Genomic DNA, 20202 nt, shown 5'->3' on the forward strand with positions numbered 1-20202 from the left:
TTACCCATGCTGCATACTTTCATGCGCTTTACTTTAAAAAAAGAGAGGCTTAAACTAAACATAGTTCACCAATTCATGGCAGGGAGGTTATCTTTTATGAAGTTATTGCAGTTTAAGCAATCCGATCAACTAAGACTCGGCGTACAGGTTGACTTAGGAATTATTGATATTAAAATGGCCTCTCAAGCTCTGGATATTCCAGCTCCGCTTTCTATAGAAGAAGTTATAAGAGGCGGTAAAACAGCATTAGCGGAACTTCAAGCGGTTATTGAGGCTGTCGTTGCAACTAACAACCACATGTATGTGCTTGAGGACACAAATTTCGCTTACGCACCGGTCGTTTCGAACCCGCAAAAAATGATTTGCGTCGGTTTAAATTACCGCAAGCATGCAGAGGAGACGAAAGCTGAAATTCCGACCTCCCCTATTTTGTTTAATAAATTTGCCAATGCCCTGAGTGCACATGGTGATGAGGTGGAGCTGCCGCTTACGAGCAACGAAGTGGATTATGAAGCTGAGCTTGCGATCATTATAGGAAAAACGGCAAAAAACATCGAAGAAGCGGATGCGCTTGATTATGTTTTTGGCTATAGCTGCGCTAACGATTTGTCAGCGAGGAACCTGCAGCGGCGTACATCCCAGTGGATGCTTGGCAAAAGCTGCGACGGATTTGCACCAATTGGTCCTTATATCGTAACGGCAGATGTAGTAAATGATCCGGATAAGCTCACTATTTCTTGCCGCGTAAACGGTGTTCAAAAGCAGCATTCGAATACGGAAGATATGATTTTTTCTTGCCGATCTATCATTAGTTATATTTCTAAGCATATGACACTCGTACCTGGCGATATCATATTAACAGGGACTCCGGAAGGGGTAGTAATCGGATACCCGAGAGATCAAAGGGTTTATTTAAAATCAGGTGATGTGGTAACCGTGGAAATCGAGCAGCTTGGTGAGTTAACTGTCACAATGAGATAACGAAATGCAATTGATAATCATTTTCGTCCGTTGTATAATAAATCGTATCGTTTATTATTGTACATTCATGTTATGGAAGGACGAGAACATCAATGAATGAAGCGTTGTTTGCGATGTTGGAGGACAGCTATGATTTAACGGTAAATAAACGAGAAAATCTTCTGTTTACCTGCCCTGCAATAGATCTGTTGGATGAGAACAAATTGAAGCAATTATTAGCTTTCTATACACCGCTAGTAAAAGGCATGGATCCTTCCGTAGGGGAAGTGTACATGGCAGGTTGGTTTCGCGGGCCTATGCTGGGCTTGCTTTATACGTTGTCTGTTTTGAAACAAGCGCCGGATTTATCACTTAACAATTTAACGGTTCAAATATACAAGGCTGAATATAACAATCATGAATATATTGCTGTCAGCTTTTACTTACATAACTCTGAATTTGTAGCGGCTCCACTACCTTTAGATGAACAAGACATGTGGATTAAGGATAAAATCAGCTCTTTTTTTAAGCATACGATACGTCCTGTATTTGACATGATTGCAAAGGTAGGAACGTTGAAAGTAGGCATGCTTTGGAGCCAGCTTCCTACCTCGCTTGAATATGGGTATGACAGAATGCTGAGTGCCGAAGTAGATGAACAGGCAAAGCAAAGCATTGTGACCTATTCCAATATGGTCAAATCGCTTGATGGCGATGTTTTCGGCAGAAGCAAAAATCCGCTTGATGTGAAATTCCGTATGACAGAGTCATTGGGAGACAAAGATAAGCAGGTTCGGCTGAAAGCAGCATGCTGCTTGTATTACTTAGTTGATGGCGGCTATTATTGTTATACTTGCCCAAGGGTAAAAGAAAGTGTTCGTGCAGAACAGCGTGAAGAATATCGCTGCAAGCAGCAGGCGTAAAATAAGAAAGACCATAATCATCCATTTTGAATGGAAAGATTATGGTCTTTTTTTGTTGCGCGATAAGCAATCAAAAACTTGATTATTTCATTTTGAAAACATTAATGGTTCTGAGCAGCTGAGCCGCCATTGTACGCATACGTTCCGTTTCTTCTACCACCGCTTGTACAGATGCGATCTGCTCATTCATCGAAGCGGATACTTGCTCCGTGCCAGCAGCCGATTGCTGCGTAATCGCGGATATATTTTGGATGGCTCCGGAAATTTTGCGGGCACTCTCAAGCATAGCGTCGCTTTCTTGGGAGAAAACATAAATTTTATCCGTAATAAATTGAACACTTTGAACAATTTCTGAAAATACGACTTCGGATTCCTTAATATGCTCCGTTTGCAGCTTAACGACTTCTTCGTTTGTTTTCATATTGCTGATCGTTTGCTTGATACCCTCGTCAATACTTTTCACTAGGTTGAATACTTGTTTAGTTGAAGCGCTGGATTCCTCAGCAAGCTTGCGGACTTCCTGTGCAACTACGGCAAAGCCTCGTCCGTGCTCGCCTGCTCTTGCGGCCTCGATAGAGGCATTCAATGAAAGCAGGTTAGTTTGCTCAGCCAAATCGGAAATAGTCGTCGTAATTGCACTAATGCCTCTTGCTTTGCGGGCTAGATCTTCAATTGTAGCAGACACCTTCTCGGTTGCCTCAACGTTGCGGCGCATGCCGTCGGCTTGAATATCAAGAGCCTTCATGCCTTTATCTACGAGCTGAAGCGTTTGCTCAGAGCGTGTGTTCATTTCCTTAGTTGAGGTAGCGTAATCGGAAACTTTCTCTTCGATCTCAGTAATGGATTCGCTCATCTCGGAAACGTCCTCGGAAATTTCGTTTGCGCCAGTAGCAAGCTCGTTTGCGGAAGCAGCAACCTGCTGCATCGCGATTTGAATATTATTATTTTTGTCAAAAATGCTGTGGCTTGTATCGGACACATGACGGATGATGTTCGTCGTTTCCGTTAGAATGTCGCGAAGTTTATCAATCATACTGTTAAACGAATGTCCAAGCTCGCCTAAAGCTGATGAAGACGTTGTGTCGATTTTTTGAGTGAAATCACCTTTGGAAATACGAAGCGCAGTTCCTTTAATTTCATCAAATGAATTATTGATGGATCTCTCGATGAAGGAAACGAGTGGAAGCGTAGCGATTGCCATAATGATTGTGAAAATAATTCCAGCGATAAGCGAGCCGCCTGATACTGATAATATGACAAGCATAATGAGGGCAAACACTGCTAAATTTAGGTAAGAAGTAATCAGCAGCTTATTGCGCACGGAAAGCGAATAGTACCATTGGATCATTATGTAAGCGCTCCTTTTAATAGAATATCCATATTATAGCACCAGCTGCGAAATTGGTCTATAATTGTCGATTCATAAAAAATAGATAAATAATGACCGCATGCGGCGCTTCGGAAAATACTAAATACGTTTTCGGTGTAACAATAAATAGAAAATGATACCATTATCGGTAATTAGAAATCATTTTTATTATTAATTGATGGTTTAGATTGCATGGTACATAACTCCTAAGTAAGAAAGAAAAGCATCTTGAAATTAGAATTGAAAAATTAAATAAAAAATATTATTTTAGTTCGCAAGGTTCATTTTATTTAGATGTAATGAAATGATCTTTCTTTAATTATGTAAAAATAAGTTATATAATCATTAAATGAGAGTCGAATAATATCAAATAAACAAAAATAATGTTGTTTAGTATATTGATAATGATAGAAATGGACTATATAATATGCGTTGAGACCTAAGTGGAAACTCGTGCCTAATAAATCATAAAGGAGGATAATAAGTATGCAAACGGAATCTGCAGCTCTCGCTCGTCAAGTTGAATTTGTGTTTCGTCAGCTTGAAAGTGAACTGACAAACGCTACGGCTGGTACAGTATTAATACATATTCGAAACAATGCGGTGGGTAAATTTGGGGTTAGGCACCATCCAATCGAATGCAAAAATGGAAAGTTCGAGAGTGTTGATAAAGGACTGACAGCTGTTCAGGTACAGGCATTTAAACAAATGGCCATTGAATCGCTTAAGTTTAGGAAAGACTGGTCGCATGGCGAAATTTTATATGATTTTTCCGTTCGTTCAAGCGCTAATTCTTGGTCGGCAAGCATACTTTTTGAATCTAATTACAATATGGCCAATTGGAATTCTCGCTATTATCCGAAAAGAAATGATTTATGGGATTCACAATAAACAAAATTACGTAAAGAAAAAAAAGAGCTGACGGCATCCGTCAGCTCCTCATTTTATTGTCCGAAATCAAGATCAGGATACACATAAGGCGATTCCGGCACCTTGATTCGTTCAAGCCGCTGGGCTTCTAAAGTCATGACAACATGATTCATATAAGTTGATGTCGTTAACCTTCCTGTCACCGTCACCCATCCATCGTCGGCGTAATCCATCGCTTTTGGCCAAGATACCATAAGCCCATAAGGCATAGCGTCGGCTGAACAACAATTCATTGCAAATCTACTGACCGCAAATCGCTCCTTGCCCATCTCGTCCTCGTGGTAAATAAACCCCGAAATTTCAACTTCTTTACCGATTAGTTTCTCTCGAAAGAGATCAAATGTCRTCAACGTCTCAATAAATTGAGTATCAGGTACACGGATAAGTGGTTGGCTGTACAGTTTCTTCGCGTATGCTGTATGTGCTTCCATATAGCCATCGAAAGGATAAAAGGCATCGACTCCGGCACCATTCTCTTCAGCTGTTGAAATTCCAGATAAGCTGATCCCTTTTTTTGAAGCAATATCGCTCCCAAGCGTCCCGGCAGGGACGAGAAAACCGAGCAGCAGCGGAAAAATAAACAACCCATAAATGATGATGTTTTTGAACACGGATGGAGATGGCTCGTGCTCGCAATCACAGCTTGGCGTTTGATTTCCGATACGTTTCTGTAAAGCGGCATAGACTTGATAAATAGCTGCTGCATAGAGGCCTAACGCTGACAGTTTTACGTATACCTCCATTTTTGGAGCGATATAAAGGGCCAGTTCACCCGTTCGATCCAAGTAGAGAATAAACAGAGCAAAACCTGTAAGAATTGCGGCACGCAAAAGATGATGAATCATAGCAGCGCCTCCATTATCCAAGCGCCGATGAAGGTTAGCGCCGCGGTTAGTACAATGAGAATAAATACGAATTTAATACGGAATGTCGTTAGCAGCATTAACGTATTTTTAAGATCGATCATTGGGCCGAATACAAGAAAAGCAAGCAGCGGTCCAAAATCAAACATGCCGCTGAACGATGAAGCAATGAAAGCATCTGAAGTGGAGCAGATTGATAAAATAAAAGCAAAGCCCATCATGAAAAGGTATGAAAATAAAGGCTGATCAGCAAATGCCTCAAAGGTGCTGCGATCAATAACCGTTTGAATAATGGCGGTCAACATTGCTCCAAAAATAAAATATTTGCCCATTTCAAAAAACTCGTTTGAAGCATGCGATAGGGTTGAGGCGGCTCTTCCACGGAATCCAGTACCGCTTGTCCCATGCTCATGATTATGAGTGTGATTGTGGCTGTGTGTATGACCCTGCTTGATTAAATGAAACGGTTGAGCTAATTTGAGCGGACTGCTTCGCATAAATTTATAAAGGAGCAGGCCGATAATAACGGCTATGACAAAGGCCAATATCATTCGTGCATAAGCCATTTCTGGCGTCGTTCGAAAAGCAGCAAAGGTTGATGTAAAAACGATTGGATTAACGATGGGGCCTGCCAATAAATAAACGATTCCGATATAAGCAGGCATGCCTTTACGAATAAGCCGCCTGACAACCGGTATCATTCCGCATTCACATAATGGGAATAAAATGCCCAGCAGCGCCCCAAAAAGAACGCCTAATACCGGGTTTTTGGGCATGAATTTTTGAATGAGCTCGTCCGAAACGAAGACTTGCAGAAGTGCAGAAAAGATCACCCCGAGCAAGATAAATGGAAATGCTTCTAAAATAATGCTTATAAATAATATTTTGAAGGATTGCAAATTAGTGATACTAAAAAGATGTGTGGGAAGCTCTCGATTGGTTACGATAAGGGCGAGCATGATCAAGCAGCCTACTCCGAGCAATGGGGTGCAGATGCGGTAAAGAAATTTTGCCATAGTACAATATCCTTTCTTTATGTAAGGATTACGATTATGACTATAGCTTATGCGGTATCAATGCGGGATAGGACAACTTTCGTATCGCTTGACATTAACGATTACAGATGTATAATCGTTTTAAATGCAATGATGGGAATAAGTAAGCTCGATTGGATTGCGTACAGAGAGCCGGTGGTTGCTGCGAACCGGTGCAAACAACGATGCTGAATGGGCCCCGGAGCCTATGAACGGAAACTGGCTGCACGAGCAGCCGAAGATGTTTGTACGGACGCTCACCGTTACGGAGCAACAAGGCTTATGGGATTTTTAATACGCTTCGATTGTATGACAAAGCGTACCATAAGCGAATTAGGGTGGCACCACGGTCCCTCGTCCCTTGCGGCGGGGGATTTTTTGCGTTTTTTTTTAGACTAAAATTGACAAGAAAGAGGTCGAAGCATTATGAAAAAAGTACTCTCGGGTATTCAGCCAAGCGGTCAGCTTACACTTGGAAACTACATTGGCGCCATGCAAAACTTCGTAAAGCTGCAGCATACAGAAGAATGCTTTTTTATGATTGTTGATTTGCATGCGATTTCGGTTCCACAGGAGCCGGCTGCCTTAAGAGAACAAACGGAAGCGGTAGCCGCATTATTTATTGCTGCAGGCATAGATCCGCTCAAAGCGAATGTATTTGTACAATCGCATGTTCGCGCGCATGCTGAGCTTGGATGGTTGTTTACAACGCTTGCTAATATGGGCGAGCTGGAAAGAATGACGCAGTTCAAAGATAAATCTGCAGGCAAAGATTCTGTTGGGGCGGGGCTATTCGTCTATCCGACGCTGATGGCTGCCGATATATTGGTTTATAATGCGGATCTTGTTCCTGTTGGCGACGATCAGAAGCAGCATTTGGAGCTTACTCGTGATTTGGCGCATCGCTTCAATACAAGGTTTGGCAAATACTTTACGATACCGGAGCCTTATATTCCGAAAGTAGGCGCACGGGTAATGTCGCTTGATGATGCCAGCAAAAAAATGAGCAAAAGCAATCCAAACGTAGGAAGCTTCATTGCGCTGCTTGATTCTCCAGATGTGATTCGCAAAAAAATTAGCAGAGCGACAACAGATTCAGGCCGCGAAGTGAAATACGATCCAGCAAATAAACCTGAGATTAGCAATCTAATGAGTATTTATGCTCATTGTGCAAATATGAGCATTGAAGATATCGAGGCACGTTATGAGGGTCAAGGTTATGGACCTTTCAAGAAGGATCTTGCGGAGCAGGTGGTTGCGGTTATAGAACCGCTGCAAGCTAGATATAATGAAATTCGCAGTTCAGGCGAGATTCATCAAATCTTGAAGCAAGGCGCAGAAAAGGCTTCCTTGGTCGCAGATCGTACACTTGCAGACGTGAAAGAGCTTATGGGTTTTCTGCCGCCTCGCGGCTAATCTTTTAGGTACTTACAAGGCTGACGCCATAGCGTCAGCCTTGTTTTTTTCTGCGCAAGCGAGCTTTTGTAATAAAGCCGGCTCCTATAGTGAAAAGGCTCAACAAACCAAACAATAATACAAACCAGCCATTATAGCTGATGGAGATAGCCATAGCGCTCATAAATACGATAGCTAGTACGGAAAAGAACAAAGAAAGCGGTTTGGACATCTTGTTTTCTCTCCTTAATAAATCGTCAATATATTTTAATGGTTTAAGAATAGATTCTTTGATGGTGCGCATAATAAGCTTGCAAGCTTGCAACACACATCAAAGTGCAGAGGACGAAAGGAGAAATACATTATGGCAGGAAGCAGAAATCAACTTGTTGTTCCACAAGCAACTGCAGCATTACAACAAATGAAACTTGAGGCAGCGCAAGAACTGGGCGTACAAATTCCTCAAGATGGCTACTACGGTAATGTTTCAACTCGTGATGCAGGCTCCCTAGGTGGTTATATTACGAAAAAGCTTGTTCAAATTGCTGAACAACAATTGTCAGGCGGCTCCCGTTAATCGCTTCTAATACACAGTGATGAAATGAAGCCCAAGGGTAATCCTTGGGCTTTTTATTATGGTAACCATCATTTTAGCACAGGGCTGATCGACTTTCTTCTATAATATAAAACAAAAAAAAGAAAGCCCCCTTTATTTTGAAGCAAAGGGCTTTCGAACGTCAATACTAAAAAGTATCCATGCGCAATCTTTTCAATAAACGTTCATCGCTAAGCCAGCCGACATAAGAGCCAATGGTCTCATCCTTTTTATTCATAAGCAGAACGCCAACGAATGGGTATTGCTTGCGATGGCGATAACGTACGTCGGACCATCTGACCTCATAGCCCCATGTATGCTCTCGCACGTCTGCGCAGGCAAAGCTGGTGAAATATAAAAAGGATCGAATGGCGGGATCGTTTTTGGATTTGGCGACTGCCGGGTGATCAGAGCATTCCACATAATCAATCCATACTAAATTGTTATTGCGTAAATTTCCAATCGCGAATCCGCCATTTTTAACTTGCTTGACTACATTCCATATCGTTAAAGAAATCGTTGGAATGACGATATAAGCATCGCCTTCATGATATTCTGTGTCCAGCGTCTTCATCCGTTGCAGCGTGCTTCTCGAGGTAACTGTTCGCCATACAAAATAAATGGCAAGAAACAAGTACATAAGCGGGAATATTGAAGCTGGATTTACGAATCCGCCAGCCCAAAGTAAAATAGCTATGACATGCGTTGTGAAAATGATGGGATCAAATATGTGTATAATGTTCCAAGAGATCCATTTGTCCGTGAAGGGCCGCATCGCTTGAGTGCCGTAAGTATTAAATAAATCGGTGAATACATGTACGCACACGGCGAGCAGCACCCAGCCCCCAATATGCAGCCAAGGCAGCGAGCCGCGGTAAAACAATTGGAGGAGGCCGGTAATTAGCGCAGTCCAAATGGCGATAGCGGGCAAGGAGTGAGAAATGCCGCGATGATTGCGAATATAAATCGCATTGCCTTTTAAACGAAGTAGGCCATCTAAATCGGGCGCTTGCGATCCGATAACTGTGCCAAGCAATACTGCGGTGTGAATGGCTGGGTTTGCTGCTACCACGGGATCAATTGCGGCAAGTCCCCCTAAACCGATGCCCATGATAAGATGTGTGCCTGTGTCCATGACAAGTCCTCCCCAATCGATAATTAGATGTAGTATCGGCGGAAGGGAGCAACTTTATCAATATAATCTAAAGGAGACTGAAGGCAAATGTACATTTGTTTTGCAGAATATCGAGTTTCACCAGAATTTCGGGCACAATATCTTGACTACACAGCTTCGCTGCTACAGGAAGGACACGATGTGCAATTATATGAAGGAACAGATCAGCCGGGTTTATTTGTAGAGGTATGGAACGCAGCTACCTGCGAGCAAGCAGAGCAAATCAAAAAAGAACGCTGCAGTGAGCGTTCCTCTTGGATGCATATTTCGAGCTTTATTGTTGGGGGAGCTGCGAAAATGCACATTTGGACGTTTAAGCCAGCACATCTAAAGGGCGAAGCAGCGATTAACGGCTAGAATTTGCTGTGCCGAGAGTAGCCATGCCAAGTGGAGTGGAAGAGCTTACTACTCCGCCTTGGAATGGATATTCATAAGCAATCGGCTCATCGAATGTTACATAATCAAGATTAAGCGTCAAAAGTAAGTAGCGCATACCAGTCGTTGGATCGCTAATAACGATGTGATCACGTCCAGCAGCTTCGATGATTCCTTTAAAAATTTTGGCGTTCCACTCGCGATTGTTTTCGTAAGTCATATAAAAAGTTGCCATTTTGCCGCGGTTCAGACGCAAAATGTTTTCTACATAGGATTCTTCAACGGAAGGCATCGAAACGATGGTGCCGCCTTGTGGCGTAATAAACGATCCGCTTGGCACGTTTGGCGGAATGACTTGTGCTTGTTGGGTTTGAAAGTTAGCTGGAAGCGTGGTTGGCTGCTGCATGCCCATTGGCTGCTGCATCCCCATGCCCATTGGATATTGATATTGACCATATCCGCCGTAGCCGAATCCTTGAACAGGACCTGTATTTGCGGGGCTTACTTGATTTTTGTAACCATAACCATTAGACATTTAGAATTTCCTCACTTTCATACTTTAGAAATAGTTTTAATAAACGGCCGGACAATCCTCTGGCGTTGGAACGAAGAAGCAATGTTTCTTATACCTTCCGCTGTTGGCCTGATCCCACCACGTATCAGGGCAGCTGCCTGCTGGGCGGAAAAACCATAATGCATTAGAAGCCGGGTGCTGACGCTCGCCGTTAATGACCCGCTTTGCTAATCGAATATCTTTATCACGAGCGCTTTGATAAAAGTAGCTTTTGGTGATTGCTTCGAAACCGCCAGGACTTTGATAGACCATGTCTGGGATAGACCGAAGATTTCTAAAGTCGATACAATTTCCTAGTACACGGTTTACGCCAACGTTGCCTACCATAAGCATGCCGAGCTCGCCCTCGCCCTCTGCTTCCGCTCGCATGAGCCTAGCGAGCATCTTCGTATCTTCGGAATTGGTTTTGATGACAGCCATGGAATTGACAGATCACTTCCTTTCGTAGACTTTAGGACGGTTTGATGTGCTGTTCGGCATAGGCATCAAACTACATAGTTATTGTATTGTGCACCCGCCCATTTGGTTACTAAATGATTTGTCACAATTTACGTGGCAAAATGATGAACAAAACCGTCGAACGTTGTCATCGTGTTCTTTTTTCGGTATGATTAAAAACGATTCATCAATGGATGATAGACGCCATCAGCGTCTTGTCGCATAACTTGGGAGGCTAGCTTCGTGCTTAAAGACTGGATTGCATTGACAAAACCGCGGCTACTTCGACTTAATGTATTTGCTGCGATAGGTGGTTTCATGGTTGCTTCCAAATGGGACATTAACGTTCTATTGCTTATATGGGCGATTATCGGCTCAACGTTGACGATAGCGTCAGCAACCGTGATTAATAATTATTGGGATCGGGAACTTGATTTGAAAATGGAACGTACGAAGGATCGCGCGCTTCCTACCGGTCGTATGACGCCAGGCTCTGTTCTGGCTTATGGTATTATTTTGGGGGTTGTTGGACTAGCTGTTCTCTTCCTGCTCGTTAATCCTTTATCAGGCTGGCTTGGACTGCTAGGCTGGGGTGTTTACATTGTGGTTTACACGATGTGGCTCAAGCGTACATCAACTTGGAGTACATCGGTTGGAGGCATCTCTGGCGCGATGCCGCCGGTTATCGGTTATTGCGCGGTAACAGGTGAAATCGATGCGGGTGCTTGGATATTGTTTGCTCTGATGTTCCTATGGCAGCCGGCTCATTTCTGGTCGCTTGCCATTAGAAGGGTAGAAGAATATCGCGCGGCAGGTTTTCCATTGCTGCCTGTCGTGAAAGGAATCAAACGTACGAAGTTTCAAATGATTCCTTACATCGTATTGCTTTTGCCAACGGGCATATTGTTTTATTCCTACGGTTACGTTGGTATTTTCTTCTTGGTCATATCCGTTGCAGGCGGCTTAATCTGGCTGATCCATACGTTGCGCGGGCCAAAAGCCAAGGATACTGACAAATGGGCAAAAACCAATTTTCTTATCTCGGTCAATTATTTAATGGTTATATTTATCGTTATGATTCTTAATACGACGGGATCATAATTATCGTCTTAAGGAGTGACTGGCGTGGATTTTTTCAAAAAGCATAGCTTCAAAATTGCAGTACTTGCGCTTTGCGCAGCAATGGGAATTTATTTATTTATTACGTACGGCATGCCGGAGAAGCAGACTCTTCCAATCGAGAAGGCTGCGCCAGCGTTTGAACTGACGGATCTGGATGATCAGAAGGTAACACTCGCTTCAACAAATGGTAAGGCGCGAATTGTATATTTCTATTTCGCTAATTGTCCAGATGTTTGTCCGCCTACTACCTTCTTGCTGTCGCAAGTACAGGAGCAGCTTAAAGAGGAAGGCAAGCTCGGCACTAAAGCAGAGCTCATCTCGATTACGTTTGATCCAGTACGGGATACACCTGAAGTCATTCGTGATTTTGCAAAGCGGAATTTTGCTGATCTTAATGGCTGGCGYTTCCTGCGGGGCGATGAGTCAAACACGATGCAAATTGCTAGAGATTTTGGCATTGGCGTCATTAAAAATGAGGATGGCTCCTTCTCTCACTCCAATGTCATTACGATTGTGGATAAGGACGGTCAAATTCGCAAATGGATTGATGGCAGCAAAGAAGATTTGACGGCTGAGGAAATCGTAAATCAATTAAACAAGGTTCTTTAAAATTCATCTTTGCTCCAAATAGAAGCGGGACTCTGCGCAGGGTACAGGATATGCGCATCGAGGCCCGCTTTTTCTAATTGCTCAATTAAATATTCCTCTGGCGTATGCTCTACGCCTGAATAACCTCTGCGGGTATAAATATGCTCTGCATCTGGAAATACGTCGCGCAATAAGAAGCGAATCCGTTTTCCAGAGGAATCATTGTCGGTGAAAATATAAGCTTGGCTTTTGCCAATTTGTTTTCTAAGCTTGTCCAATTGCTCAGAACCGGGCGTGCCGAAGGTGCAGAAAATCGGTACATCTTGATGAAGGACGCGCTTTAGTCTTGCCTTGTCATTTTTTCCTTCTACGATAATGGCTATATCCATGGAACTCACCTCGCGTAGTGAATGTAGAGCAGGGTCATGAAGCATATGTATAGTTTACCACCAAAAATCGATTTTACCGAGATCGGGAATGATTGGTTCTTTCGTTTGAAAATGAATAAACGGTCTGCAGTTTGCAGACCGTTTATTATTTTACTAGTAGAGGCAAGTGCATGCTATGATTACGAGCAGGATAAACAGTACAAGGATAATGCCAAGGTTTGAGAAACCGCCGTGGCCATAACCACGATTTTCTGAACTTACATTTGCAGACATATATGGGGTCACCTCGTTTCCGTAGTGTTAGAAGGATGAATGCAAACAGCTGAGCTTAGCTGTTCTAACTAGTCACCTGTCATAATACAGCATATGACATGATGGGGAATTAGCCCTGTGCATTTACCTATGCCTACGAAAAATGGGTGCGGGAAGAAAGTGAACGGGAAATTCGCAGCGGAAGCAGAGCAACTGCTATCATCAATGCAATAAACGCTATGTAGTAAGGCGATATATAGTTGCGAAGCTGTCCTGCCGCCATCGGTCCGATAAACGCACCGATGGAGAAGGCGATGGATAATACGGAAAAAGTACGGCCGTAACGTGCTCCGCCGCTAAGCTCAATTAATAAGGTGGACAGCGCGGGCAAAATGACTCCTTTCGCCATACCGACAAAGAGCAGCATCAATGTTAGAGGTGCCGGTATATCGGATGCAATGCCAAAGTAAATAATGGCAAGAATGAGCGAGCCCCACAACGTTCGCAGATACGCGGATACGCGGTTCAGAAACAGCATGCTTAATGTGACGATTGCGCCGATACTGATAACGGAAAATAAAAGGCCGGTCGTCATCATCGCTTCCTGCGTTTTGGCAAGCAGCGGCAGCTCGAACGATAGGATACCCTGCGCGCAGCTTATTGCAACAGGCAGCAGGTAGACGAGCCAAGGAATAGGCACTGCAGGTTCAAGCGGCAGCTTCGTTTTCTTTTTGCCGTCGTTGCCCTCAGCTGGCGTTTGCTCTACCTTCTGGCGAACTTCTTTAATAAAGAACAGAGCGCAGACAGATGTTACGATCAGAACCCATCCAAGCAGCGTAAAAGCGGTTGAAAATCCAATTTTTGCAACGAGATACGCTCCTGCTGCTGGAGATACGACTGATGCTAGTGTATGAACTAGTCCATTGCCAGCCATAAGTTTTCCTTGCTCCGTTCGATCGCTCGTTATTCTTGCAAGCAGGGACAAGCAAGCCGGAGACAGAAATGCAAGCACAAAACCGCTGATGGAGCGGAGCGTGAGGAGCTGCCAAGGATTAGTTACATGCGATTGAAACAGGAGAACAATGCCGGCTGCCATAAGACTGAACACGATAAACAATCTGCTGCCATAACGGTCAACGCCAAAGCCTGCAATGAGATTTCCAGGCAAATGCGTAATGGAGTACATGCCCATCATGAGTCCGATGAAGGAAGGCGCTGCACCTAAAGAGATGGCAAAAGGTGTTAAAATGGGGTATTGCGCATGCAAATCAAAAAAGGCGATAAACAAAAATAAGTACAGCCAAACCGCGGTTTTCACAGAGCTGACCCTCCTTGCCAATTACATTCTTATATACTTGTACGTCTAATTGGGACAGGATATGTCTGCATAAAAAGGAAACGAGCGTTTACGCCCTATATTCCGTAGGTTATAATATTTTGTAATGGGATTTTGTACGAGGTATAATGGAGGGGATCGCAATTGGATTTTTTGAATTTTTCGACCTATGATTGGGACACTTGGACAGCTTTTTTTAAAGAACATTGGCTTGTGCTTGTTATTGCGCTTATCTTACTATTAATTATTATCCGCATCGTGAAAACTGTAGTTAAATGGGCACTCGTGGTGGCAATCGTGCTTGGTATTGTCGTATATAGCGGCTACACTATGGATGATTTGAAAGAGATTGGCACTAAGGTTGCAGATACAGTGAAACAGGAAGCCGTTAATGCAATGGTAGGCGAAGCAAAGGATGCTACTTTCGTGAACAACGGGGATGGAACCTTTACAGTGAAAACTAAAAATGTAGAGCTTACCGGAGAGCCGGGTGCGAATGAGGTTGCCATTTCATTCCGCGGAACGGCGCTTGGCAAGTGGGAGCTCGATAATACGATACAAACCTTCATCGACCAAGCGAAGCAGAACGGGTAATGCCGATGACAAGCTGGGATCAATTATTTAGAGAGCCGGAGCCAATTGCTATCATTGTGCTTCTATTGCTAATTGGCTCTCTTATACAGGGGATGAGGAGAGGCGCATCGGGATCTGCGAGGCGTCTTTTCTTTTTTGTTTGGGAAGGTTTAGCAGTTATCGTATGTTTGGTACTGGCAGCACAGCTTACGAATACATTGTCACCAGCTGTAGCGAAGTGGTTAACTAGCAAGGTGAAGGTTCCTCTTCATGACCTCAGCGGGGTGGAGCAAGCATGGTACACGCTGCTTACGAGTTTGAGGGATTTTGCATTGCTGCGCTATGGCGTCTTGTTCCTGCTCAGTTATTTACTGCTGCGGGCATTGGCAGCTTCTATTGAGCCATTGCTGGAAAGAGCAGTAGAAGGCGTTCTGAGGAGCGGCAAGGAAGAGCCTATGGCTCACTTGCAAGGCAGGCGAAGTGCTAGCCGTGCCATAGGGGCTTTAATTGGTGCTGCTCACGGAGCGGGTCGTTCATTTGTATTCGTCGTTCTTTTATTCGTTTATGTGTCCCTTGTGCCAAATGGCTGGTATGTCGACAAAATTTCCGAATCGACGGTTTATACCAAAGCGGCTTCGTGGCTGAGTCCAGTTGCCGGAGACGTTCTAGCAGGGCAAGGACCCGTGCTCGCCCAAGCGGTTGAAGCGCAGTTCAAACAAATTTTACAACGAAAATATGAGATTATTGATTACGCCATCCCAGCTGAGATTGAGAAAGCTGCTCTTTATGTGACCAAGGATGCGCAAACGAATGAGGATAAGGCGAGAAAGCTATATGACTTTCTTGGAACAAGAATTGCTTACGATTGGGACAAAGCTCGGAATTATGAAGAGCAGGGAATTTGGAAGGAACAGACACCTCCCGAAACATTTGATACGCGCAAAGGCGTATGTATAGATATAGCTCGTTTATATGCTGTAATGGCTAGGTCAGTTGGTCTAGAGGTACGGGTTGTAACTGGAATGGGAGCTAACGGTAAGGGAGGCTTCGGTCCACATGCTTGGAATGAGGTGCGAATCARTGAAGGGGATAATGGCTGGATTCCACTGGATGCTACTTGGGCAAATACCGGGAATTGGTTTAATCCGCCGGCATTTGACGATACTCACATACGTGATGCATAGCTTAAAATGAGAAGGTTATGAGGTGATTAGACATGCAAGATGATCCGCAGAAACGGGAAATTATAAATCGACGTCATTTTTCGTTTCGATTGAACTTATTTTTCTTTATTACGTTCGCATTATTTAGTGTTTTGATTGTAAGGCTAGCCATTTTACAGTTTGTTGAAGGGCCGACTCTAAGTGCTGAAGGGATCGGCAAAAGTACACGCAGCGTGAAGATTCCGCCGATAAGGGGCAATATTTACGACGCTACGGGTCATGCAATTGCGTATTCGACTTCGACCCAGTCTATTTATTTCACGATTCAGCCTGAGCTTAAGCTGGAGAAAGCGACTGCAAGTGCAAAAGAGATGGCGCAGAAGCTTTATGACATATTTACAGAGCTTGGCGATCCTGCCAAGGCGATGACGGTTGACGATATTATTCGCCAGATGGATCTTGATTTTAAACGGAATAATATCTCGACTCCGCGGCGGATTAAATCCGGCCTCACGAATAAAGAAGTGGCTTATTTCATGGAAAATCGCACGTCGTTCAAAGGTGTAGATATCATGGAGGAAAGCGTTCGGAACTATGATAAAGATTCGATTTCGGTGCAGCTTGTCGGGTATTTGAAGAAGTTTAATACCGTTCGCGAAAACGTAGACTTCTACAAGGAAAAGACGACAGAGGAAGATCCTACGCTGAGATATTTGGATGAAGAGGACGTTGGCTTCGACGGTCTTGAGCGGATGTATCAGGACGTGCTGCGCGGCAAAAATGGTTTGAAAACCTATCCCGTTAACAATGCGGAGCGTATTATCGGGCCTATGGAAATAACGAACCCTACGAAGGGGTCGGATCTTTATTTAACCATTAACAAAAACGTGCAGTTAACGACGGAAACAGCAATTATGGATCAGCTCAAAAAAATATCAACGTCTACAAACAAATATGAGCGTGCCAAATATGCACAAACCGGATTTGCAGTAGCGATGGAAGTTGATACAGGTAAAATCGTGGCGATGGCGAGTATGCCGGATTATGATCCAAATATTTGGTCAGGCGGCCGTATTAGCAAAGAGGATTACGAGAACTTCCAGAATATCTTATCGAACGGTACGATTCGAACAGTCTATGGCAAGTATTCCGAAGAAGAGCGCAATCAACATCCATCTTCCATCCTGCCGCTCGGCTCGACAATGAAGCCGTTATCCGTATTAGTCGGTCTGAATGAGAAATTGTTTAAGACGACAGATACCTACCCGGACACTGGGAGGTTCTCATATGGTAGAAAAGGATATGAGACTTATATCGGCAACTCCCAAGGCAAAAAGTTCGGCTACATTGATGGCGCCCAAGCCATTCAACATTCTTCCAATACGTTTATGGGAGCTATGATTGGGGATAGGCTTTATAGAAGAGACCTGAAAAATGGTAAGAGCGGCGTGGAAATTTGGGACGAATACATGAAGCAATTTGGTCTTGGCGTCCTGACGGAAAGCGGCTTGCCTAACGAAACGAAGGGCGTTATAGAGTACTTTAACGAGGCGAAAAATGCCAGTTCGCAATCAGCGCTTGTTCAAGCCTCCTTCGGTCAGCAAGGGCGTTATACAACCTTGCAGCTCGCGCAATATACTGCAATGCTTGCCAATCGCGGCAAACGAATGAAGCCGCAATTTGTAAACGAAATTAAGGATGCAGACGGAAATATTATTCAAGGCTATACGCCTGTTATTTTGAATGAAGTAAATTATCCGATTGAATATTGGAAAGAAATTGAGCTAGGTATGTCGAAGGTTAGCTCACAAGGCTTTGAAGGTGTGGATTACACCTATAACCGTAAGACAGGTACGTCAGAGCAACAAGTAAAAGGCCGGACTGCAGAAAATGCGGTATTTATCGCCTATGCGCCTGCTGATAAGCCGAAGCTTGCTGTAGCCGTTGTAGTACCTGATGGCGGATTCGGGGGTTACGGCGCCTCTCCAATCGCTCGTAAGATTTTTGATGCTTATGACGAGGAAATTGGTTTGTACGGTGTGCCGAAAAAGAAGGCGCCAGCTACAAATGATGCTGCTGGCAACACGGCTAATCATACAGCGGATGATGCTAATGCAGGAACTGATACAGGAACAGGAACAAACGAATAGTGGTCTAAAAACATCAAAAAGGCAGGTCGGAGCATCAACTCCGATCTGCCTTTTTTGCTGTGCAAATCGCCCATTTCAAAATAAATGTTGCACGAGTGAAACATTTTTGTGTATTATTAAAAAAAAGGCATTAGGTAAACTAAGATTCATAAGGGCAAACTTTAGAGCATATAAAAAATGACAGGGATGGAGGAGGTAGCACAATGCGTAAAACGTACAAAACAAATTCTGCTCTTCGGAGATTTATTATGGTTATCGCTTTTTTGGCGATGACGGCAATGGTAACCTCAGCTTGCGGGCAGCAAGGAACGAGCGATGGGAAATTGAAAATTACGACAACAACAGGAATGATCACGGACGTAGTGCAGCAGGTAGGCGGCGAGTATGTCGATGTTAGCGGATTGATGGGGGCAGGGATTGACCCCCATCTATACAAGGCATCTCAAGGAGACGTGCGGAAGCTGGATAATGCGGACATTATTTTTTATAACGGCTTGCACTTAGAGGGCAAGATGGCCGAGATGTTCGAGAAATTGGAGAAGCGCAAGCCGACGGTAGCCGTCTCCAAATATTTGACGGAAGATCAGCTGCACTCTGCCCCAGGGCAAGGGGCTGGCATGCATGATCCGCATATTTGGTTCAATGTGAAGCTTTGGATTTCAACAACGGAGGTGATCCGCGACACGCTGATGGAGAAGGATGCGGTCCATGCGGAGTACTACAAAGAGCATGCAGCAGCCTACATCAAGCAGCTGGAGGAGCTGGACAATTATGCGAGAGAGCAAATTGCACTTATTCCAGAGGCAGATCGCATTTTAGTAACAGCACACGATGCATTTGGATATTTTGGGGAAGCGTATGGTCTAACTGTCACGGGTTTGCAAGGGATGAATACGATGTCGGAGTACGGCTCAAAGGATGTTAGCAAGCTGCGCGACTACTTAGTTGAGAAAAAAATAAAAGCTGTTTTTATCGAATCCAGCGTTCCGAAAAAATCAATTGAATCGGTCATAGAAGGGGCAAGAAGCTTAGGCCATGAGGTGAAAATTGGCGGCGAGCTTTACTCCGACGCAATGGGAGATGCCGGTACGTTTGAAGGCACTTATATCGGAATGGTGAAGCATAACGTGGATACGATTGTAGCCGCTTTGAAATAGCACATAAAAAGGCAAGGAAAGTGAGTGATAAAAATGAACCAATCTACAACAGCAGCCAAACAAAATACGAAACAAATTGCACCGCTTACGATTAAGGGACTAAGCGTTGCTTATCAGAAGAAGCCAGTGCTTCGGAACGTATCGTTTGAAGTAAGCGAGGGTGAGCTCGTCGGGGTAATCGGACCCAATGGTGCAGGTAAGTCGACGCTGATGAAAGCGGCTCTTGGCCTCATACCGAGTATTGGCGGAGAAGTGTTAGTATACGGCAAATCTTATAAGCAGCAGCGGAAAATGATCGGTTATGTCCCGCAGCGAGAATCGGTGGATTGGGATTTTCCAACGAATGCGCTTGATGTTGTACTTATGGGCCGTTATGGTCATTTAGGCTGGTTCCGCCGCCCAAGCGCGAAGGATAAGGCGATTGCGCTGGAGTGCCTGAACAAGGTTGGCATGGCCGATTATGCGGGCAGGCAAATCAGTCAGCTCTCTGGCGGACAGCAGCAGCGCGTGTTTCTAGCGCGTGCACTGGCGCAGGACGCGAAGCTGTACTTTATGGATGAACCATTTGCAGGCGTGGATGCGGCGACAGAGAAAGCCATTATCACATTGCTGCAGGAGCTGAAGCTGCAAGGGAAAACGGTCATCGTTGTCCATCATGATCTAGCGACTGTGCAAGATTATTTTGACTCGGTACTGCTTCTGAATGTAGAGCTTCAAGCATTCGGCAAAACAGAGCAAACCTTTACGCAGGAGAAATTACAGCGTACTTACGGCGGCAGACTGGCGTTTCTTGATCGCAGCATGCAGTCTCCGTCACGTTTTGACGGAAAGGGTGAGTAATT

23 protein-coding genes and 1 other annotated feature are annotated in these 20202 nt (G+C 44.2%); of the genes, 14 read left to right on the top strand and 9 right to left on the bottom strand.

Going from position 1 to position 20202, the window contains the following annotated elements; translation table 11 throughout:
* Positions 1-96 precede the first annotated feature (96 nt).
* Together AB4Z50_RS05315 and AB4Z50_RS05320 are read left to right on the top strand one after the other, a co-directional pair.
* Complete coding sequence (locus AB4Z50_RS05315; protein WP_441876574.1) at positions 97-981, top strand: fumarylacetoacetate hydrolase family protein; 885 nt, start codon at positions 97-99, stop codon at positions 979-981.
* Between the two features lie 92 nt (positions 982-1073).
* Positions 1074-1883, top strand: coding sequence for a (2Fe-2S)-binding protein (locus tag AB4Z50_RS05320; protein WP_441876577.1), 810 nt, complete (start codon positions 1074-1076; stop codon positions 1881-1883).
* Positions 1884-1965: 82 nt separating this feature from the next.
* Here the strand turns inward: AB4Z50_RS05320 and AB4Z50_RS05325 are convergent, their stop codons facing one another.
* Positions 1966-3228, bottom strand: a complete 1263-nt coding sequence (locus AB4Z50_RS05325) for a methyl-accepting chemotaxis protein (RefSeq protein ID WP_430060426.1) — start codon at positions 3226-3228, stop codon at positions 1966-1968.
* Between the two features lie 510 nt (positions 3229-3738).
* Between AB4Z50_RS05325 and AB4Z50_RS05330 the strand changes: the two genes are divergently transcribed.
* A complete protein-coding gene (locus AB4Z50_RS05330) occupies positions 3739-4143 on the top strand; it encodes an O-methyltransferase (RefSeq protein ID WP_076267494.1) in 405 nt (134 codons plus the stop codon).
* A 53-nt stretch (positions 4144-4196) separates the two neighbouring features.
* Here the strand turns inward: AB4Z50_RS05330 and AB4Z50_RS05335 are convergent, their stop codons facing one another.
* Positions 4197-5027, bottom strand: a complete 831-nt coding sequence (locus AB4Z50_RS05335; RefSeq protein ID WP_441876580.1) for a TIGR03943 family putative permease subunit — start codon at positions 5025-5027, stop codon at positions 4197-4199.
* Positions 5024-6061 (bottom strand): permease, encoded by a 1038-nt coding sequence (locus AB4Z50_RS05340; RefSeq protein WP_441876583.1) that lies wholly within the window; start codon positions 6059-6061, stop codon positions 5024-5026. Before AB4Z50_RS05340 ends, AB4Z50_RS05335 begins: the two co-directional genes overlap by 4 nt.
* Before the next feature lie 120 nt (positions 6062-6181).
* Positions 6182-6444, top strand: a binding site (T-box leader).
* Between the two features lie 61 nt (positions 6445-6505).
* On the opposite strand from AB4Z50_RS05340, the gene trpS reads away from it, so the two are divergent.
* Positions 6506-7495, top strand: coding sequence for a tryptophan--tRNA ligase (trpS, locus tag AB4Z50_RS05345; RefSeq protein ID WP_339204492.1), 990 nt, complete (start codon positions 6506-6508; stop codon positions 7493-7495).
* Between the two features lie 34 nt (positions 7496-7529).
* Here trpS and AB4Z50_RS05350 read toward each other — a convergent pair whose 3' ends face one another.
* On the bottom strand, positions 7530-7706 hold the full coding sequence (locus tag AB4Z50_RS05350) for a DUF5325 family protein (RefSeq protein ID WP_179089778.1): 177 nt from the start codon (positions 7704-7706) through the stop codon (positions 7530-7532).
* Between the two features lie 132 nt (positions 7707-7838).
* On the opposite strand from AB4Z50_RS05350, the gene AB4Z50_RS05355 reads away from it, so the two are divergent.
* On the top strand, positions 7839-8051 hold the full coding sequence (locus AB4Z50_RS05355) for an alpha/beta-type small acid-soluble spore protein (protein ID WP_054023438.1): 213 nt from the start codon (positions 7839-7841) through the stop codon (positions 8049-8051).
* Between the two features lie 166 nt (positions 8052-8217).
* On the opposite strand, the gene AB4Z50_RS05360 is transcribed toward AB4Z50_RS05355, so the two are convergent.
* Complete coding sequence (locus tag AB4Z50_RS05360; protein ID WP_441876588.1) at positions 8218-9204, bottom strand: metal-dependent hydrolase; 987 nt, start codon at positions 9202-9204, stop codon at positions 8218-8220.
* A gap of 87 nt (positions 9205-9291) precedes the next feature.
* Between AB4Z50_RS05360 and AB4Z50_RS05365 the strand changes: the two genes are divergently transcribed.
* Positions 9292-9600, top strand: coding sequence for a hypothetical protein (locus AB4Z50_RS05365; RefSeq protein ID WP_441876591.1), 309 nt, complete (start codon positions 9292-9294; stop codon positions 9598-9600).
* On the opposite strand, the gene gerQ is transcribed toward AB4Z50_RS05365, so the two are convergent.
* Entirely contained in the window at positions 9590-10153 is a 564-nt protein-coding gene (gene gerQ / locus AB4Z50_RS05370) for a spore coat protein GerQ (RefSeq protein ID WP_430059983.1), read from the bottom strand. The two genes, AB4Z50_RS05365 and gerQ, sit on opposite strands and share 11 nt — an antisense overlap.
* Before the next feature lie 36 nt (positions 10154-10189).
* A complete protein-coding gene (locus AB4Z50_RS05375; RefSeq protein ID WP_076267501.1) occupies positions 10190-10612 on the bottom strand; it encodes a cell wall hydrolase in 423 nt (140 codons plus the stop codon).
* A gap of 261 nt (positions 10613-10873) precedes the next feature.
* Between AB4Z50_RS05375 and cyoE the strand changes: the two genes are divergently transcribed.
* Positions 10874-11731, top strand: a complete 858-nt coding sequence (gene cyoE, locus AB4Z50_RS05380; RefSeq protein ID WP_339204488.1) for a heme o synthase — start codon at positions 10874-10876, stop codon at positions 11729-11731.
* A gap of 24 nt (positions 11732-11755) precedes the next feature.
* On the top strand, positions 11756-12361 hold the full coding sequence (locus tag AB4Z50_RS05385; protein WP_441876596.1) for an SCO family protein: 606 nt from the start codon (positions 11756-11758) through the stop codon (positions 12359-12361).
* On the opposite strand, the gene AB4Z50_RS05390 is transcribed toward AB4Z50_RS05385, so the two are convergent.
* Positions 12358-12729, bottom strand: coding sequence for a toprim domain-containing protein (locus tag AB4Z50_RS05390; RefSeq protein ID WP_430059985.1), 372 nt, complete (start codon positions 12727-12729; stop codon positions 12358-12360). The two genes, AB4Z50_RS05385 and AB4Z50_RS05390, sit on opposite strands and share 4 nt — an antisense overlap.
* Before the next feature lie 45 nt (positions 12730-12774).
* On the opposite strand from AB4Z50_RS05390, the gene AB4Z50_RS05395 reads away from it, so the two are divergent.
* Positions 12775-12951, top strand: a complete 177-nt coding sequence (locus tag AB4Z50_RS05395; protein ID WP_441876599.1) for a hypothetical protein — start codon at positions 12775-12777, stop codon at positions 12949-12951.
* A 184-nt stretch (positions 12952-13135) separates the two neighbouring features.
* Here AB4Z50_RS05395 and AB4Z50_RS05400 read toward each other — a convergent pair whose 3' ends face one another.
* Positions 13136-14299: an MFS transporter gene (locus AB4Z50_RS05400; protein ID WP_441876602.1), complete on the bottom strand. Its 1164-nt coding sequence runs from the start codon at positions 14297-14299 to the stop codon at positions 13136-13138.
* Positions 14300-14461: 162 nt separating this feature from the next.
* Between AB4Z50_RS05400 and AB4Z50_RS05405 the strand changes: the two genes are divergently transcribed.
* From AB4Z50_RS05405 to AB4Z50_RS05425, 5 genes are all read left to right on the top strand, one after another.
* Positions 14462-14911 carry a hypothetical protein gene (locus AB4Z50_RS05405; protein ID WP_339204484.1) on the top strand — a complete coding sequence of 150 codons (450 nt, stop codon included), beginning with the start codon at positions 14462-14464 and terminating at the stop codon, positions 14909-14911.
* Entirely contained in the window at positions 14911-16074 is a 1164-nt protein-coding gene (locus AB4Z50_RS05410; protein ID WP_441876605.1) for a transglutaminase domain-containing protein, read from the top strand. Before AB4Z50_RS05405 ends, AB4Z50_RS05410 begins: the two co-directional genes overlap by 1 nt.
* Before the next feature lie 32 nt (positions 16075-16106).
* Entirely contained in the window at positions 16107-18203 is a 2097-nt protein-coding gene (locus AB4Z50_RS05415; RefSeq protein ID WP_441876608.1) for a peptidoglycan D,D-transpeptidase FtsI family protein, read from the top strand.
* Positions 18204-18406: 203 nt separating this feature from the next.
* The gene (locus AB4Z50_RS05420; RefSeq protein WP_441876611.1) at positions 18407-19360 is read left to right on the top strand and encodes a metal ABC transporter solute-binding protein, Zn/Mn family; all 954 of its coding nucleotides are present in this window, start codon (positions 18407-18409) and stop codon (positions 19358-19360) included.
* A 33-nt stretch (positions 19361-19393) separates the two neighbouring features.
* Entirely contained in the window at positions 19394-20200 is an 807-nt protein-coding gene (locus tag AB4Z50_RS05425) for a metal ABC transporter ATP-binding protein (protein WP_339204480.1), read from the top strand.
* Positions 20201-20202 lie beyond the last annotated feature (2 nt).

Source organism: Paenibacillus sp. 2TAB26 (assembly GCF_052115145.1).
In the GTDB taxonomy this organism is placed as follows: Bacteria; Bacillota; Bacilli; order Paenibacillales; family Paenibacillaceae; genus Pristimantibacillus.

Excerpts from the sequence above, each read along its gene's own strand:
- AB4Z50_RS05315 (WP_441876574.1), top strand. The coding sequence starts at position 97 with ATGAAGTTATTGCAGTTTAAGCAATCCGATCAACTAAGACTCGGCGTA.
- AB4Z50_RS05320 (WP_441876577.1), top strand. The coding sequence starts at position 1,074 with ATGAATGAAGCGTTGTTTGCGATGTTGGAGGACAGCTATGATTTAACG.
- AB4Z50_RS05330 (WP_076267494.1), top strand. The coding sequence starts at position 3,739 with ATGCAAACGGAATCTGCAGCTCTCGCTCGTCAAGTTGAATTTGTGTTT.
- AB4Z50_RS05340 (WP_441876583.1), bottom strand. The coding sequence starts at position 6,061 with ATGGCAAAATTTCTTTACCGCATCTGCACCCCATTGCTCGGAGTAGGC.
- trpS (WP_339204492.1), top strand. The coding sequence starts at position 6,506 with ATGAAAAAAGTACTCTCGGGTATTCAGCCAAGCGGTCAGCTTACACTT.
- AB4Z50_RS05350 (WP_179089778.1), bottom strand. The coding sequence starts at position 7,706 with ATGTCCAAACCGCTTTCTTTGTTCTTTTCCGTACTAGCTATCGTATTT.
- AB4Z50_RS05355 (WP_054023438.1), top strand. The coding sequence starts at position 7,839 with ATGGCAGGAAGCAGAAATCAACTTGTTGTTCCACAAGCAACTGCAGCA.
- AB4Z50_RS05360 (WP_441876588.1), bottom strand. The coding sequence starts at position 9,204 with ATGGACACAGGCACACATCTTATCATGGGCATCGGTTTAGGGGGACTT.
- AB4Z50_RS05365 (WP_441876591.1), top strand. The coding sequence starts at position 9,292 with ATGTACATTTGTTTTGCAGAATATCGAGTTTCACCAGAATTTCGGGCA.
- gerQ (WP_430059983.1), bottom strand. The coding sequence starts at position 10,153 with ATGTCTAATGGTTATGGTTACAAAAATCAAGTAAGCCCCGCAAATACA.
- AB4Z50_RS05375 (WP_076267501.1), bottom strand. The coding sequence starts at position 10,612 with ATGGCTGTCATCAAAACCAATTCCGAAGATACGAAGATGCTCGCTAGG.
- AB4Z50_RS05390 (WP_430059985.1), bottom strand. The coding sequence starts at position 12,729 with ATGGATATAGCCATTATCGTAGAAGGAAAAAATGACAAGGCAAGACTA.
- AB4Z50_RS05395 (WP_441876599.1), top strand. The coding sequence starts at position 12,775 with ATGTATAGTTTACCACCAAAAATCGATTTTACCGAGATCGGGAATGAT.
- AB4Z50_RS05415 (WP_441876608.1), top strand. The coding sequence starts at position 16,107 with ATGCAAGATGATCCGCAGAAACGGGAAATTATAAATCGACGTCATTTT.
- AB4Z50_RS05420 (WP_441876611.1), top strand. The coding sequence starts at position 18,407 with ATGCGTAAAACGTACAAAACAAATTCTGCTCTTCGGAGATTTATTATG.
- AB4Z50_RS05425 (WP_339204480.1), top strand. The coding sequence starts at position 19,394 with ATGAACCAATCTACAACAGCAGCCAAACAAAATACGAAACAAATTGCA.